The organism is Streptomyces sp. NBC_00207, from assembly GCF_045160965.1.
In the GTDB taxonomy this organism is placed as follows: Bacteria; Actinomycetota; Actinomycetes; order Streptomycetales; family Streptomycetaceae; genus Streptomyces.
Genome location: NZ_CP130715.1, coordinates 7,467,699 through 7,480,732, shown reverse-complemented (window position 1 = coordinate 7,480,732; position 13,034 = coordinate 7,467,699). Strand labels below are relative to the sequence as shown.

Here is a 13,034-nt window from a genome sequence, read left to right as displayed (position 1 = left end):
ATCCACCTGCCGGGGGCGTCGCGGGAAGCGGAACCGGGACAATGAGGTCGTCGGATACCGGCGAGAAACTGAAGGGGAGAGCTGATCACCATGGGACGGGTCACCGAGCGCCGTCGCGTCGTCCGGATCCGGAACGGCGGGGCGGGCGTCCGGCCGGACACGCTGGTGGCCGAGGAGCCGCTGGAGATACGTCTGAACGGCAAACCGCTGGCCATCACGATGCGCACGCCGGGCGACGACTTCGCGCTGGCGGTGGGCTTCCTTGTCAGCGAGGGGGTGCTCGCGGCCGCCTCGGACGTGCAGGCCGTCACCTACTGCGAGGGTGCGACGGACAGGGGGCCCCTCCCAGCGGTAGCTGGGGGAGGTTCGAACACCTACAACGTGGTGAACGTCCAGCTGGCCTCCGGGGTCCCGGTGCCGGACATCACACTCGAGCGGAACGTCTACACCACCTCCTCCTGCGGCCTGTGCGGGAAGGCCAGCCTGGACGCGGTCCGCACGGCGACCCGCTTCCCGGGGATCGCCGCCGATCCGGTACGGGTACCCGCGGAGGTCCTCAGCGCGATGCCGGACCGGCTGCGCGCGGCCCAGAAGGTCTTCGACCGTACGGGCGGGCTGCACGCGGCCGGGCTGTTCACGGCGCAGGGCGAGCTGCTCGACCTGCGGGAGGACGTCGGCCGGCACAACGCGGTGGACAAGATCGTGGGCCGGGCGTACCAGTCCGGGCGGCTCCCCCTGACGGGCGCGGTCCTGCTGGTGTCGGGCCGGGCCTCCTTCGAGCTCGTGCAGAAGGCGGTGATGGCGGGCATCCCGGTGCTGGCGGCCGTCTCGGCGCCGTCCTCACTGGCGGTGGACCTGGCCCTGGAGTCGGGGATGACGCTGGTCGGCTTCCTGCGGGGGCCGGACATGAACATCTACGCGGGCGAGGAGCGGATCACCCTGTAGCGGTGCGCCTGTACCGCTCCCCGTGGGTGCCGGGGGCCGGGAACCGGGCCGGCACCGCGCGAGGCAGTTCGTGTCAGCGTTTCCGGCGGGCGCGCCGGGAGGCGACTGAGGGCGTAGGTTCCTTGGGGGCCGGGGGGTCGATGCGGTGGAGGTCCAGGGTGGGTGGGAGCGGGGTGGTGCCCGGGCCGCCGGATTCGGCCCAGGCGATGATCTCGTCGGTCGCGGTGTCGTCCAGGGCCCAGCCGAACCAGATCGCACGGGCGCCGCGGCGGCGGGCCTCGGTGGTGGGCTGGACCACGATGACGTTGGCCTGGGCGCAGGGGCCGAGGCACTCGCTCGTACGGACGGCCAGGCGGCCCCCGGAAGCGGCGGCGGCCTCGCGCAGCCGGGCGAGCTGACCGGCGTGGTCGGAGCCGGGGTTCTTGCGGGGGTCGCCGCAGCAGCAGCCGCGGCAGACCACCAGGGTGCAGGGGCGTTCGGCGTGCGCGCCGAGCGGGCGTATCCAGGTCACTACCGCACGTTAACGGCCCCGGGGGGCGGGGTGTTGGGCCGGGGGCGAGACCTCCGCCACACGGTCTGCCGCGAGTTCGGCCTCGGCGTCCCGGGCGCGGCGGCGGGCGAGGACCGCGCAGACCATCAGCTGCATCTGGTGGAAGAGCATCAGCGGGAGCACGGCGAGGCCTGCCTGGGCCCCGAACAGCACGCTGGCCATGGGGAGTCCGGCGGCCAGGCTCTTCTTCGACCCGGCGAACTGGATGGCGATGCGGTCCGCGCGGCCGAAGCCGAGGCGCGCCGACCCGTACCAGGTGACGAGCAGCATGGCGGCGAGGAGTACGGCCTCCACCAGCAGCAGGGCGCCCAGCCGCGGGAGGCTGACCTGGTGCCAGATGCCCGCGGCCACGCCCGCGCTGAAGGCGGCGTAGACGACGAGCAGGATCGAGCCGCGGTCGACGTAGCCGAGGACCGGCTTGTGGCGGACGAGGAAGCCGCCGACCCAGCGGCGCAGGGCCTGCCCGAGGAGGAAGGGCAGCAGCAGCTGGAGGGTGATCTTCAGGAGGGAGTCGAGGGAGAAGCCGCCCGCGTCGCCGCCGAGGAGGCCGGCGGCGAGGAGGGGGGTGAGGACGATGCCGGCCAGGCTGGAGAAGGAGCCGGCGCAGATCGCGGCGGGCACGTTGCCGCGGGCGATCGAGGTGAAGGCGATGGAGGACTGGACGGTCGAGGGGACCAGGCAGAGGAAGAGCAGGCCGCCGTAGAGCGGCTGGGTCAGGACGCCGGGAACGAAGACGCGGGCGGCCAGGCCGAGGAGCGGGAAGAGCAGGAAGGTGCAGGCGAGCACGGTGAGGTGGAGCCGCCAGTGGCGCAGGCCCTCGAGGGCCTCGCGGGTGGAGAGCCGGGCACCGTAGAGGAAGAAGAGCAGGGCCACGGCCGCGGTGGAGGCGCCGTCGGCGACGGTGGCGGCCGCGCCGCGGGCGGGCAGCAGGGCGGCGAGGCCGACGGTGCCGAGCAGGGCCAGGATGTACGGGTCCAGGGGCAGCCGGGCGGGGAGGTGCGGGCGGCGCATGCGCGGGGTGCTCACTTGCTGTCGGGGCGGGTGGCGCCCGGGCCGACGGGCCCGGGCGCGGTGCTCCCTCCATGGTCGACGGTGGAGCGGTCATCGGGAATCCCGTACACCGCACTCACTGTCATCACGGAATGCGATAGCAGGTGCGTGTCACACCTCGTCGGTCCCCGCGGCGGGCGGGGGCGCCGGGGCGGGTTCGGGCGCCTGGGCGGGTGCGTGCGCCGGGGCCGGTGCGTGCGCCGGGGCGACGGCGGCGATCAGGACGGCCGCGAGGTTCTCCTTGCGCATCCGCTGGTCGACGTAGAGCAGGGCGATGACCAGCTGGGGGAAGCCGTACTGGAAGACCGCGCTGAGCAGTCCGCCGATCAGCGAGGCGATCGCGTACACGACGAGTCCGGCGATCAGCTGGCTCACGTCCACGTCGGCCCCGTCCCCCGCCATCAGGGTCGGGAAGAGCGGGATCATGCCGACCATGCTGAACGGCATCTGGATGAGGTAGCCCACGGCGCCGGCCACGAGGTACCCGAGCATCGTGATGCCGAACACGCGCCACCAGTCGCCGCTGACCAGCTGGGCGGAGCGCCGCAGAGCCGCGACGGGGCGCATCTCCTCGCACACGGCGGCGGCGGGCGCGAAGCTGAACCGCGTCATGAGCCAGACCGCGACGGGCATGTAGAGGAAGGCGCCCAGGAACAGCACGGCGAGCGCGGCGGTCGGCGGCTCGGAGTCGCTGACGGACATGACGATCAGCGGCACGCAGATCGCGTAGAGGACGAGGAGCGGACCGCCCACGATCAGCCCCGTGAGCAGCACGGTTCCGAGCACCGACGGCAGCCGGGACCAGGAGCGGCGCCACATCGCGCCGAAGGTCGCGGGCCGGCCGAGCACGGCCTCCTGCGTCACCGCGGGGGTCAGGGCGCTGATCAGCCCCGCGCACAGCGTGACCACGACCAGCAGGAGCACGACGGCCGGTACGAAGGAGAGGAACAGGGCGGCGACCTCCGCGCCGTCGGGGCGGTCCCCCGGCGGGAGGTCGAAGACGGTGGCGAACCGGTCCTGCACGGTGGCCACGGTGGCGCCGATCCCGGCGAGCACGACCAGGATTCCGATGCCCTGTACCGCGAGCATGACGCCGATCAGGGGCTTCGCGTACCGGCGGAAGGTGGCGAAGCCGCCGTTGAACACATCGCCCATGGTGAGCGGTTGCAGGGGTATGACGCCGGGCTTCGGTGGCGGCGGCGGGAGCGGCGGCTGCCAGCCGCCTCCCCACTGCGGATTCGGCTGTCCCGGGTAAGGTCCCGGCCCCATGTGGTGCGACATCAGTTGTCCCCCTAGAAATGAAGGGACACGGTAACCCGGCGCACCGCGCACGGCGCAGTCGCCCCCGGCTCCGGGGACGGCTCGTGCGCAGGTCAACGGCCGTGACGAGGGCCGCCGTCCGGGGGGACGGCCTAGCATCGGCGGTTATGTACGACCCCGTCCAGCTGCGTACGTTCCTCACGGTGGCCCAGACGCTCAGCTTCACGCAGGCCGCGGGCCGGCTCGGTGTACGCCAGTCCACGGTCAGCCAGCACGTGCGGCGGCTGGAGGAGGCGACGGGGCGGCCGCTGTTCGTCCGGGACACGCACAGCGTGGAGCTGACGGAGGACGGCGAGGCGCTGCTCGGCTTCGCGCGGACCATCCTGGAGGCGCACGAGCGGGCGGCGGCCTTCTTCGCGGGGACGCGGCTGCGGGGGCGGCTGCGGTTCGGGGCCTCGGAGGACTTCGTGCTGACGCGGCTTCCGGAAATCCTGGAGGGCTTCCGGCACGAGCATCCCGAGGTGGATCTGGAGCTGTCGGTGGAGCTCTCGGGGACGCTGCACGAGCGGCTGGACGCGGGGCGGCTCGATCTGGTGCTGGCGAAACGGCGCGGCCCGGGGGACGAGCGGGGGCGCCTGGTGTGGCGGGACCGGATGGTGTGGATCGGCGCGGAGGGGCTGCGGGTGGACCCGGAGCGCCCGGTGCCGCTGATCGTCTTCCCGCCGCCGGGCATCACCCGGGCCCGGGCCCTGGAGGTGCTGGAACGCGAGGGACGGACCTGGCGGATCGCGTGTACGAGCGGCAGCCTGAGCGGTCTGATCGCGGCGGCCCGGGCCGGGCTGGGCGTGATGGCGCACACCCGCGGGCTGATCCCGCCGGGGCTGGTGCGGGTCGGCGGGCTGCCGGAGCTGGGGCCGGTGGAGTTCGCGCTGCTCCGCGGGCCGCGCGCCTCGGCCGCGGCCGAGGCGCTGGCGGCGGCCGTGCTCTCCGGCGCGGACCGGCTCAGCCGCACCGGCTGAACGGCCCGCGCCGCCGGAGGCGACGGCAGGGCCGCGGCGGGGGCGACGCCGGGATCGGCCCCGGCCGCAACCCCGGCGGCGACCCCCGGATCAGCCCCCGCGGGAACCGCGGCGGCGACCTCGGCCGAGACCGGGACGGCACCGGCGACGTCGCACGTCAGAGGCATGGGAACCATGGTCACTGGGGAGGTCTTGTGGAGGTATCCGATTGCTGATCAACCCCTCTTGACCGTGAGGTACGTTCACCGCGGCGCGCGGAGAGGAGCGGGGCCTTGCGCGAGATCACCGTCCCACCGTTCGTCACGGGCGCGCCCGTCGGCGGACTGGCCGACGTCGTCTTCCAGCACGCCCACGAGGAGCCCGACCGGGTGGTGCTCGGCCGCAAGACCGACGGCGTCTGGCGGGACGTCACCTCCGGGGAGCTGGCCGCCGAGGTGCTGGCGCTCGCCAAGGGGCTGCTGGCCCAGGGCGTGCGCTTCGGGGACCGGGTCGCCGTCATGTCCCGTACCCGGTACGAGTGGACCCTCTTCGACTTCGCCCTGTGGGCGATCGGCGCCCAGCCCGTCCCCGTCTATCCGACGTCCTCCGCCGATCAGGTGCACTGGATCCTGTACGACACCGACTGCACGGCCTGCGTGGTCGAGGACGAGGACCAGGCCATGACGGTGGGCTCGGTCATCGACCGGCTCCCCCATCTGCAGCGGCTGTGGCAGCTCGACGCCGGGGCCGTGGAGTCCCTCGTCGCCGACGGCCGCGGGGTCGCCGAGGACGTCGTGCACCGCCATCGCCGCGCCGTGACGCCGGACGCGACGGCCACCGTCATCTACACCTCCGGGACCACCGGCCGGCCCAAGGGGTGCGTGCTGACGCACGCCAACTTCATGTACGAGGCGGACACCATGGTGGCCGGCTGGGAGTCCGTTTTCCAGGGCAGGCAGGGCGAGCAGCCGTCCACGCTGCTCTTCCTGCCGCTGGCCCACGTCTTCGGGCGGATGGTGGAGGTGGCCGCCGTCCGGGCGCGGGTCAAGCTCGGGCACCAGCCCGTGGTGGCGGCGGCCGAGCTGCTGCCGGACCTGGCCGCGTTCCGGCCGACCTTCGTGCTCGGTGTCCCGTATGTCTTCGAGAAGGTCTTCGCGGCGGCCCGCCGCAAGGCGGAGGCGGAGGGGCGCTCGGGTCCCTTCGACCGGGCGGTGGAGACGGCCGTGCGGTACGCGGAGGCGCGCGAGCGGAAGGCCTTCGGCATCGGGCCGGGGCCCTCGGCCGGGCTGCGGATGGAGCACCAGCTCTTCGAGAAGCTCGTCTACGGGAAGGTCCGCGAGGCGATGGGCGGCCGGGTGCGGCACGCCATGTCGGGCGGGTCGGCGATGTCGCGCCGCCTCGGGCTGTTCTTCGACGGCGCCGGGATCACGGTGTTCGAGGGGTACGGCCTGACCGAGTCGTGCGCGGCGGCCACCGCGAACCCGCCGGGGGCGACGAAGTACGGCACGGTGGGCCGGCCGATCCCCGGCAGCGCGGTGCACATCGCGGACGACGGGGAGGTGTGGCTGCACGGACGCCACATATTCGCCGGGTACCTGAACGACCCGCACGCCACGGAGGCGGTGCTGCGCGGCGGCTGGCTGGCGACCGGGGACCTGGGGCGGCTGGACGAGAGCGGCTACCTCACGATCACCGGGCGCAAGAAGGACATCCTGGTGACCTCCAACGGCAAGAGCGTCGCGCCGGCCGCGCTGGAGGAGCGGGTCCGCTCCCATCCGCTGGTGTCGCAGTGCGTGCTGGTGGGCAACGACCGCCCGTACATCGCGGCCCTGCTCACGCTGGACATGGACGGGATCGCGCACTGGCTGTCGATGCGCGGACGGCCGCAGCTGCAGGCCGCGGACCTGGTGAACGACCCCGAGCTGGCGGCGGAGGTCCGGCGGGCGGTGGTGGCCGCCAACACCCTCGTGTCGCAGGCGGAGGCGATCCGCACCTTCCGGGTGCTGGGCGAGCAGTTCACCGAGGAGCGGGGGCTGCTGACCCCTTCGCTGAAGCTGAAGCGCCGGGCGATCGAGAAGGCGTACGCGAAGGAGGTCGCAGCCCTGTACGCGTCGTGAGCGGCTCGCCGGGAGCGGCTCGCCGGGAGCCCGTCGTGAGTCCCCGGCGCCCGGCGGCCGGCCCGTTCACACGTTCACGTGTTCACCGTGGGGACGGGGGCACCATCCGGCGGGTGGCCGAGCGCAGCGCGAAGGCCATCACCACTTCGAACACTCCGAGCAGGACGAGCCACAGGCCCAGCAGCCGGGTCAGGGCGACCGCGGAGTCCACCGGGAAGCAGAGGACGACGATTCCGGCGACCGCGCCGAGGGCGCCGAGGCCGAACATCAGGCCGCGGTGCACGAGCGTGCGGTCCGCGATCGCGACGTATGCCGTGAGCACTCCGGTCAGCAGCCAGAACACCCCGACGATCAGGGAGAGAGCGCCGATCGTCTGCATCGGATGCCGCAGTACCAGGACGCCGGCCAGGAACGCCAGCATGGCGATCAGGACGCCCGCCAGTCTGCTGCCGCCGTCCTCGCGGCTGTGGGAGAAGGCCGAGACGAAGCGGAAGCCGCCCGCCACCAGGAGCTGCAGACCGATGATCACAGCGAGGATGTGCAGTGTCTCATCGGGCCAGACGAGCACCAGGATGCCTGGGATCAGGGTCGCGAGGGCGAAGCCGAGTGCCCAGCGCCACGAGCCCCCGACCTGCTTGAGGACGTCCTCGGGGTCGCTCTGTGCGGGCTGCGGTGCCGCGTCGGAGGGTACGGTCATCACGCCTCCAGGGACAGCCGGACGGCACGCAGGAGTACCACGAGCCGCCGGACATGCTTTTTACCTTTCCGATCCACTTTAGTCGGATATGGCAGGGTTTGCCGTACTGAAGGTGCGTCCGCCCGCCGGGGCCGGGTACCGGGGACCGGAGGCAGAGCGCCTCGTCCGCACCCCTGGCCGCGATCACCCCTCGGTCGCGGTCACCGCAGGTCTGGGCGCCTCCCCCGCCACCCCACCACCGAACCTGACGGTCCGTCATTTCTCTTTGCCGTTGATATTGACGGTGCGTCAGGTCGCGCACAGAATGCGGGGATTCCGACCGGAGGGGATCCCCGACATGTTGCGACCGATCCGCACCCTGGCCGCCGCGGCGGCGGCCCTCGCGCTCGTCTCCGCCTGCAACTCCGCCTCCACGAACGGCACCGGCCCCGGCAAGCCCGGCGAGGGCCCGGGGAACTCCCGCGGGGTCACCGCCGACTCGATCAAGGTCGGCGGCATCGTGTCGATGACCAGCGCCAGCGGTTACAGCAAGAAGGACACCGACCTCGGCGCCAAGGCCCGCTACCTGAGGGCCAACGCAGAGGGCGGCGTCAACGGCCGCAAGATCGACTACCTCGGCGCGGAGGACGACGGCCAGGACCCGGCCAAGAACATGGCGGCCGCCCGCAAACTCGTCCAGCAGGACAAGGTCTTCGCCGTCTCCCCCATGAGTTCGGTGACCTTCTCCGGCGCCGACTTCCTGGAGCAGGAGAAGGTCCCCACCTTCGGCTGGGGTACCCTGCCCTCCTTCTGCGGGCCCAAGTACATCTACGGGTTCAACGGCTGCCTGGTCCCCACCCCCGGCGGCACCCTGAACCAGACCTGGCCCGAGGGCATCGCCGCGATCCTCGGCGGCGCCGGGGGGAAGTCGGTCGCGGTCATCGCCAACGACAGCGACGCCGGGAAGTTCGGCATCCGGACCTTCCAGCAGGGCTTCGCCAGCGCCGGGTTCACGGTCTCCTACGCCAAGGCCTCCGTACCCGCCACCGCCGTTCCGAGCGACTGGTCCGCGTACGTGAAGGAGATCCTGGAGAGCAACGGCGGCAAGGCCCCGGACGCCGTGGTCTCCGTGATGCAGACCCCCAACAACATCGGGCTGTTCACCGCGCTCAAGCGCAGCGGGTACAAGGGGCTGCTCTCCGACCCGACCGACTACGATCCGGGCCTGCTCGCCAAGGACGCCACGAAGCAGGCGCTCGACGGGGTGCACGTCCTGCTGCAGTTCCAGCCCTTCGAGTCGGCGGATCCGAAGATGGCGCAGTTCAAGGCCGACATCAAGGCGGCTGCGGGCGGCCAGGAAGTCCCGCTCAACATGCACATGCTGACCGGGTACATGTCAGCGGACCTGTTCGTCTCCATCGCGCAGAAGGCGGGCAAGGAGCTGACCGTCGAGTCCTTCCAGAGCGCCGCGCAGGGCTTCTCCGACACCGGCACGCTCGTCGGCGACCGGGCGGAGCCCAAGGGGCAGAAGGACAGCTTCGGCTGCGGAGCGCTCGTACAGCTGAAGAACGGCGCGTACGAGGTCTCCGTCCCGTTCAAGTGCCACGAGCCCATCCCCTTCAAGTAGGGCTGCGGCATGGGAGATCTGCTCGTCTTCGTGCTGAGCGGTCTGGTCTCCGGCGCCCTGTACGCACTGCTCGCCACCGGGCTGGTGCTGTCGTACTCGGCGTCCGGGCTGTTCAACTTCGCGCACGGGGCCACCGCCTACCTGTGCGCGCTCACCTTCTACGAGCTGCACTCCGGCCTGGGCTGGCCGGCGGTCCCGGCGGCGCTGCTGGTGGTGTTCGTGCTGGCCCCCGGCCTCGGCTGGGGGCTGGACCGGCTGATGTTCCGGCGGCTCGCGCGGGTCGGTGAGACGGCCCAGATCGTGGCGACCATCGGACTGCTGGTGGCGCTGCCGGCCGCCGGGCTGTGGGCGGTGGACCTGCTCGCGGACGCGGGCGCGCCGGTGAAGCCGGCGGAGAACCAGTTCGGGCTGCCGGGGGTGGGGCCGAGCCCGGCGAAGTCCTGGCAGCTCGCGGAGGGCGTCGGCATCGACTCCGACCAGCTGATCACCTGGGTGGTGACCGCGCTGGTGGCGGTCGCCCTGTGGGTGCTGATGCGGCACACGCGCCTCGGGCTGCAGCTGCGGGCCGCCGTCGACAACCGCTCGCTGACCGAGCTGCGCGGCATCAGCGCCGACCGGCTGTCGTCGGTGGCGTGGATGATCGCGTCGGGGCTGGCCGGGCTGGCGGGCGTACTGGCGACGCCGCTGCTGGGGCTGTCGGCGCACGACTTCACGCTGTTCCTGTTCGTGTCGGCGACGGCGGCGGTCATCGGGCGGTTCGCCTCCGTGCCGCTCGCCTTCGCGGGCGGGCTCGGGCTGGGGGTCCTGCAGAACCTGGTGGCCGGGTACGCGTCCTTCGCCGAGGGCATCACGGGCTTCCGTACGGCGGTGCCCTTCCTGATCCTCTTCGGCGGGCTGCTGGTGCTGACCCGCAGGGCCCGGACGGCGGGAGTCGCCGCCGTGGACGCGCCGCCCGTCGACCACCTGGCGGGAGCCTCGTGGGGACGGCGGTGGGGGGTGTGGGCGGCGGGCGGCGGGCTGCTGTGCGTGGCGTTCTACACCGTGACCACGCCCTTCTGGAGCGGGCTGCTGGCGCAAGGGCTGGCCATCGCGCTGGTGTTCATGTCCTTCACGGTGGTGACCGGGCTGGGTGCGATGGTCTCGCTGGCGCAGGGCACCTTCGTGACCGGCGCGGCGCTCGTCGCCGGGCTGCTCATGAGCCGGGGCTGGCCCTTCGTGGCGGCGCTGGCGGTGGGCACGTGCGTGGCGGCCCTGCTGGGGGCGCTCGTCGCGCTGCCGGCACTGCGGCTCGGGGGCAGGTCCCTGGCCCTGGCCACGCTGGCGCTGGCCTTCCTCGCCGACCAGGTGCTCTTCCAGCTCAGGTGGCTGCGCAACGGCGACTCGGGGTGGTCGGTCCCGCGTCCGGTGTTCGGGCCGGTGGACCTCTCCGACGACCGGGCGCTGGGGGTGGCCCTGGTGGTACTGGTCGCGGTGGTCGCCGCCGGGCTGAGCGCGCTGCGGAACTCCCCGTCGGGGCGGGCGATGCTGGCCGTACGGTCGGCCCCGGCGGCCGCGGTGGCCTCGGGGGTGTCCGTGCTACGGACGAAGCTGCTGCTGTTCACCCTGTCGGCGGGGCTGGCCGGGTTCGGCGGAGTGATGTACGCCTCGTACAACACCCGGATCACGGCGACGGACTTCACGGCGCTGACGGGGCTGGTGTGGCTGGCGGTCGTGGTGGCGGCGGGCGTGCGGAGGCCGCAGTACGCGGTGGTGGCGGGGCTGGTGTTCGCCGTTGCTCCGCGGGTGCTGGCGGACTATGTGACGGCGTCGGCCCATCTGCCGGTGATCCTCTTCGGCCTGGCGGGGCTGGCCCTGGCCAATGACCCGGACGGGTATTGCGCGGCGGTGCCGGTGCGGCTGGCGAAGCGGCGGGCGGTGGGCCCTGCGGGCGGCTCGTCCCCCACCCCGCCCCTTCCCGAAACCGGGGGCTCCGCCCCCGGCCCCCTGCCGGACGCTGCGCGCCGGGTGCGCTCAAACGCCGCGCGGGCTGAAATTGCCGCGCAGCGGCATTCTTCAGCCCCTCCGGCGATTGAGGAGCGGGGTCTGGGGCGGAGCCCCAGGGAACGGAGGAAGGGCGGGGTGGGGGAAAGCCCCGCAGGGCCTGCCCTGGAGCTGCGCGGCATAACCGCCGGGTACGACGGGGGGCTGGTCCTGCACGGGGTCGACCTCGCCGTCCGCAAGGGCGAGATCCTCGCCGTGCTCGGGCCCAACGGGGCGGGGAAGAGCACCGCGTGCCGGGTGGCCGCCGGGCTGCTGCCCGTCGTGGGCGGGTCGGTCCGCGTACAAGGGAGGGACGCCACCCGGGACGGGGCCGTGCGGCGGTCGCGGGCCGGGGTGCTGCTCGCCCCCGAGGGCCGGGGCATCTTCCCCTCGCTCACCATCGAGGAGAACCTGGCCCTGTACCTCCGGGAGGCCGACGCCCGGGCCGCCGTCTACGCACGCTTCCCCCGGCTCGCGGAGCGCCGCACGGTGGCCGCCGGGGCGCTGTCCGGCGGGGAGCAGCAGATGCTGGCCCTGGCCCCGCTGCTGCAGCGACCGCCCGAGGTGCTGATCGCCGACGAGCCCTCGCTCGGGCTCGCCCCGCGCGTGGTGGAGGAGGTGTACGCGCTGCTCGCCGAGCTCCGCGAGGCCGGGACCGCGCTGCTCCTGGTGGAGGAGAAGGCCGCCGGGATCCTCGGGATCGCCGACACCGTGGCCTACCTCTCCCAGGGCCGGGTCTCCTGGTGCGGCCCCCGGGCCGAGGTGGAGGCGGACCGGCTCACCGAGGCCTACCTGGGCATGGGGACGAGCGGGATCGGGACGAGCGGGATCGGGACGAGCGGGGTGGGGACATGAGCGGCTACGTGCTGGAAGCCGTTGGGGTCAGCGTCCGCTTCGGCGGAGTGAGGGCGCTGACCGGGGTGGACCTCGGTGTCCGGGCGGGCGAGGTGTGCGGGCTGATCGGGCCGAACGGGGCCGGGAAGACCACGCTGTTCGACGTGCTGTCCGGGATCCGCCGGCCCGACCAGGGGCGGATGCTGCTGGACGGCGCGGACATCACCCGCCGCTCCCCCGTCTGGCGGGCCCGGCACGGGATGCGCCGGACCTTCCAGCGCCAGCAGTTGTTCGGGCAGCTCAGCGTGGCCGACAACGTGCTGGTGGCCCAGGAGTGGCGGGGCGGCGGGGGCGGGCTGGCCGCCGACCTCCTCGCCCTGCCGGCCCGGCGGGCCCGGGAGCTGGCCCGCCGGGCCCGCGGCGAGCGGGTGCTGGCCGACTGCGGGATCGGGGCGCTCGGGACCTCGTACGCCGGCGGGCTGCCCGTCGGGCAGGCCCGGATGGTGGAGCTGGCCCGCGCGGTGGCGGATCCGCCGCGGGTGCTGCTGCTGGACGAGCCGGCCTCGGGCATGTCGGCGCCCGAACGCGAGCAGCTCGCGACGGTCGTGCGGCGGCTGGCGGCCGAGGAGGGCTGTGCGGTGCTGCTGGTCGAGCACAACGTGGCCTTCGTGATGGACCTGTGCACGCGGGTGGTCGTACTGGACCTCGGGACGGTGCTGGCCGAGGGCACGGCGGCCGAGGTGCGGGCCGACCCGCTGGTGCGAGAGGCCTATCTGGGAGCCGCGTGAGGGCGGTTCGAGGGCCGCGTGCGGGTTGTCCGAAGGGCCGCGTGCGGGCTGTCCGAAGGGCCCTGCGAGGGGCTCCTCCGATGGCGGGAATACGTCGTACGGGGGGCCGGTTGTCGCCCCTCGTACGACGCTGTACCGCCGCCGACGCGAGGAACGACCAGACGTGAACC

At 73.2% G+C, this 13,034-nt stretch carries 10 protein-coding genes and 1 pseudogene; 7 read left to right on the top strand and 4 right to left on the bottom strand.

Features of this window, described 5'->3' with window-relative positions:
* Positions 1–90: 90 nt before the first annotated feature.
* Positions 91–945: a formate dehydrogenase accessory sulfurtransferase FdhD gene (gene fdhD / locus OG472_RS34765; RefSeq protein ID WP_405832846.1), complete on the top strand. Its 855-nt coding sequence runs from the start codon at positions 91–93 to the stop codon at positions 943–945.
* A gap of 73 nt (positions 946–1,018) precedes the next feature.
* Here the strand turns inward: fdhD and OG472_RS34760 are convergent, their stop codons facing one another.
* The 3 genes from OG472_RS34760 to OG472_RS34750 all read right to left on the bottom strand — a co-directional run bounded on the left by OG472_RS34760 (position 1,019) and on the right by OG472_RS34750 (position 3,700).
* On the bottom strand, positions 1,019–1,456 hold the full coding sequence (locus OG472_RS34760; protein ID WP_405832844.1) for a (2Fe-2S) ferredoxin domain-containing protein: 438 nt from the start codon (positions 1,454–1,456) through the stop codon (positions 1,019–1,021).
* A 9-nt stretch (positions 1,457–1,465) separates the two neighbouring features.
* Positions 1,466–2,506 carry a bile acid:sodium symporter family protein gene (locus OG472_RS34755; protein ID WP_405832842.1) on the bottom strand — a complete coding sequence of 347 codons (1,041 nt, stop codon included), beginning with the start codon at positions 2,504–2,506 and terminating at the stop codon, positions 1,466–1,468.
* A 150-nt stretch (positions 2,507–2,656) separates the two neighbouring features.
* Complete coding sequence (locus OG472_RS34750; protein WP_405832841.1) at positions 2,657–3,700, bottom strand: hypothetical protein; 1,044 nt, start codon at positions 3,698–3,700, stop codon at positions 2,657–2,659.
* Between the two features lie 272 nt (positions 3,701–3,972).
* Here OG472_RS34750 and OG472_RS34745 point away from each other — a divergent pair, with 272 nt between their 5' ends.
* Together OG472_RS34745 and OG472_RS34740 are read left to right on the top strand one after the other, a co-directional pair.
* On the top strand, positions 3,973–4,824 hold the full coding sequence (locus OG472_RS34745) for a LysR substrate-binding domain-containing protein (protein WP_405832839.1): 852 nt from the start codon (positions 3,973–3,975) through the stop codon (positions 4,822–4,824).
* Positions 4,825–5,096: 272 nt separating this feature from the next.
* Entirely contained in the window at positions 5,097–6,920 is a 1,824-nt protein-coding gene (locus OG472_RS34740) for an AMP-dependent synthetase/ligase (RefSeq protein WP_401604870.1), read from the top strand.
* Positions 6,921–7,002: 82 nt separating this feature from the next.
* On the opposite strand, the gene OG472_RS34735 is transcribed toward OG472_RS34740, so the two are convergent.
* Complete coding sequence (locus OG472_RS34735) at positions 7,003–7,617, bottom strand: HdeD family acid-resistance protein (protein WP_401604868.1); 615 nt, start codon at positions 7,615–7,617, stop codon at positions 7,003–7,005.
* 337 nt (positions 7,618–7,954) lie between these two features.
* On the opposite strand from OG472_RS34735, the gene OG472_RS34730 reads away from it, so the two are divergent.
* The 4 genes and pseudogenes from OG472_RS34730 (at position 7,955) to OG472_RS34715 (ending at position 12,864) form a co-directional block, all read left to right on the top strand.
* Positions 7,955–9,223: an ABC transporter substrate-binding protein gene (locus OG472_RS34730; RefSeq protein ID WP_405832837.1), complete on the top strand. Its 1,269-nt coding sequence runs from the start codon at positions 7,955–7,957 to the stop codon at positions 9,221–9,223.
* 9 nt (positions 9,224–9,232) lie between these two features.
* Positions 9,233–10,999, top strand: a pseudogene (locus OG472_RS34725) (ABC transporter permease); the annotation flags it as partial.
* Positions 10,973–12,097 (top strand): ABC transporter ATP-binding protein, encoded by a 1,125-nt coding sequence (locus OG472_RS34720; protein WP_405834978.1) that lies wholly within the window; start codon positions 10,973–10,975, stop codon positions 12,095–12,097. The pseudogene OG472_RS34725 and the gene OG472_RS34720, both read left to right, overlap by 27 nt.
* Positions 12,094–12,864 (top strand): ABC transporter ATP-binding protein, encoded by a 771-nt coding sequence (locus OG472_RS34715; RefSeq protein WP_405832836.1) that lies wholly within the window; start codon positions 12,094–12,096, stop codon positions 12,862–12,864. The genes OG472_RS34720 and OG472_RS34715 overlap by 4 nt, the downstream gene beginning before the upstream one ends.
* Positions 12,865–13,034: the final 170 nt, after the last annotated feature.

Coding starts and splice junctions, on each gene's coding strand:
- OG472_RS34715 (WP_405832836.1), top strand. CDS start 12,094: ATGAGCGGCTACGTGCTGGAAGCCGTTGGGGTCAGCGTCCGCTTCGGC.
- OG472_RS34750 (WP_405832841.1), bottom strand. CDS start 3,700: ATGGGCGATGTGTTCAACGGCGGCTTCGCCACCTTCCGCCGGTACGCG.
- OG472_RS34755 (WP_405832842.1), bottom strand. CDS start 2,506: ATGCGCCGCCCGCACCTCCCCGCCCGGCTGCCCCTGGACCCGTACATC.
- OG472_RS34735 (WP_401604868.1), bottom strand. CDS start 7,617: ATGACCGTACCCTCCGACGCGGCACCGCAGCCCGCACAGAGCGACCCC.
- OG472_RS34745 (WP_405832839.1), top strand. CDS start 3,973: ATGTACGACCCCGTCCAGCTGCGTACGTTCCTCACGGTGGCCCAGACG.
- OG472_RS34730 (WP_405832837.1), top strand. CDS start 7,955: ATGTTGCGACCGATCCGCACCCTGGCCGCCGCGGCGGCGGCCCTCGCG.
- fdhD (WP_405832846.1), top strand. CDS start 91: ATGGGACGGGTCACCGAGCGCCGTCGCGTCGTCCGGATCCGGAACGGC.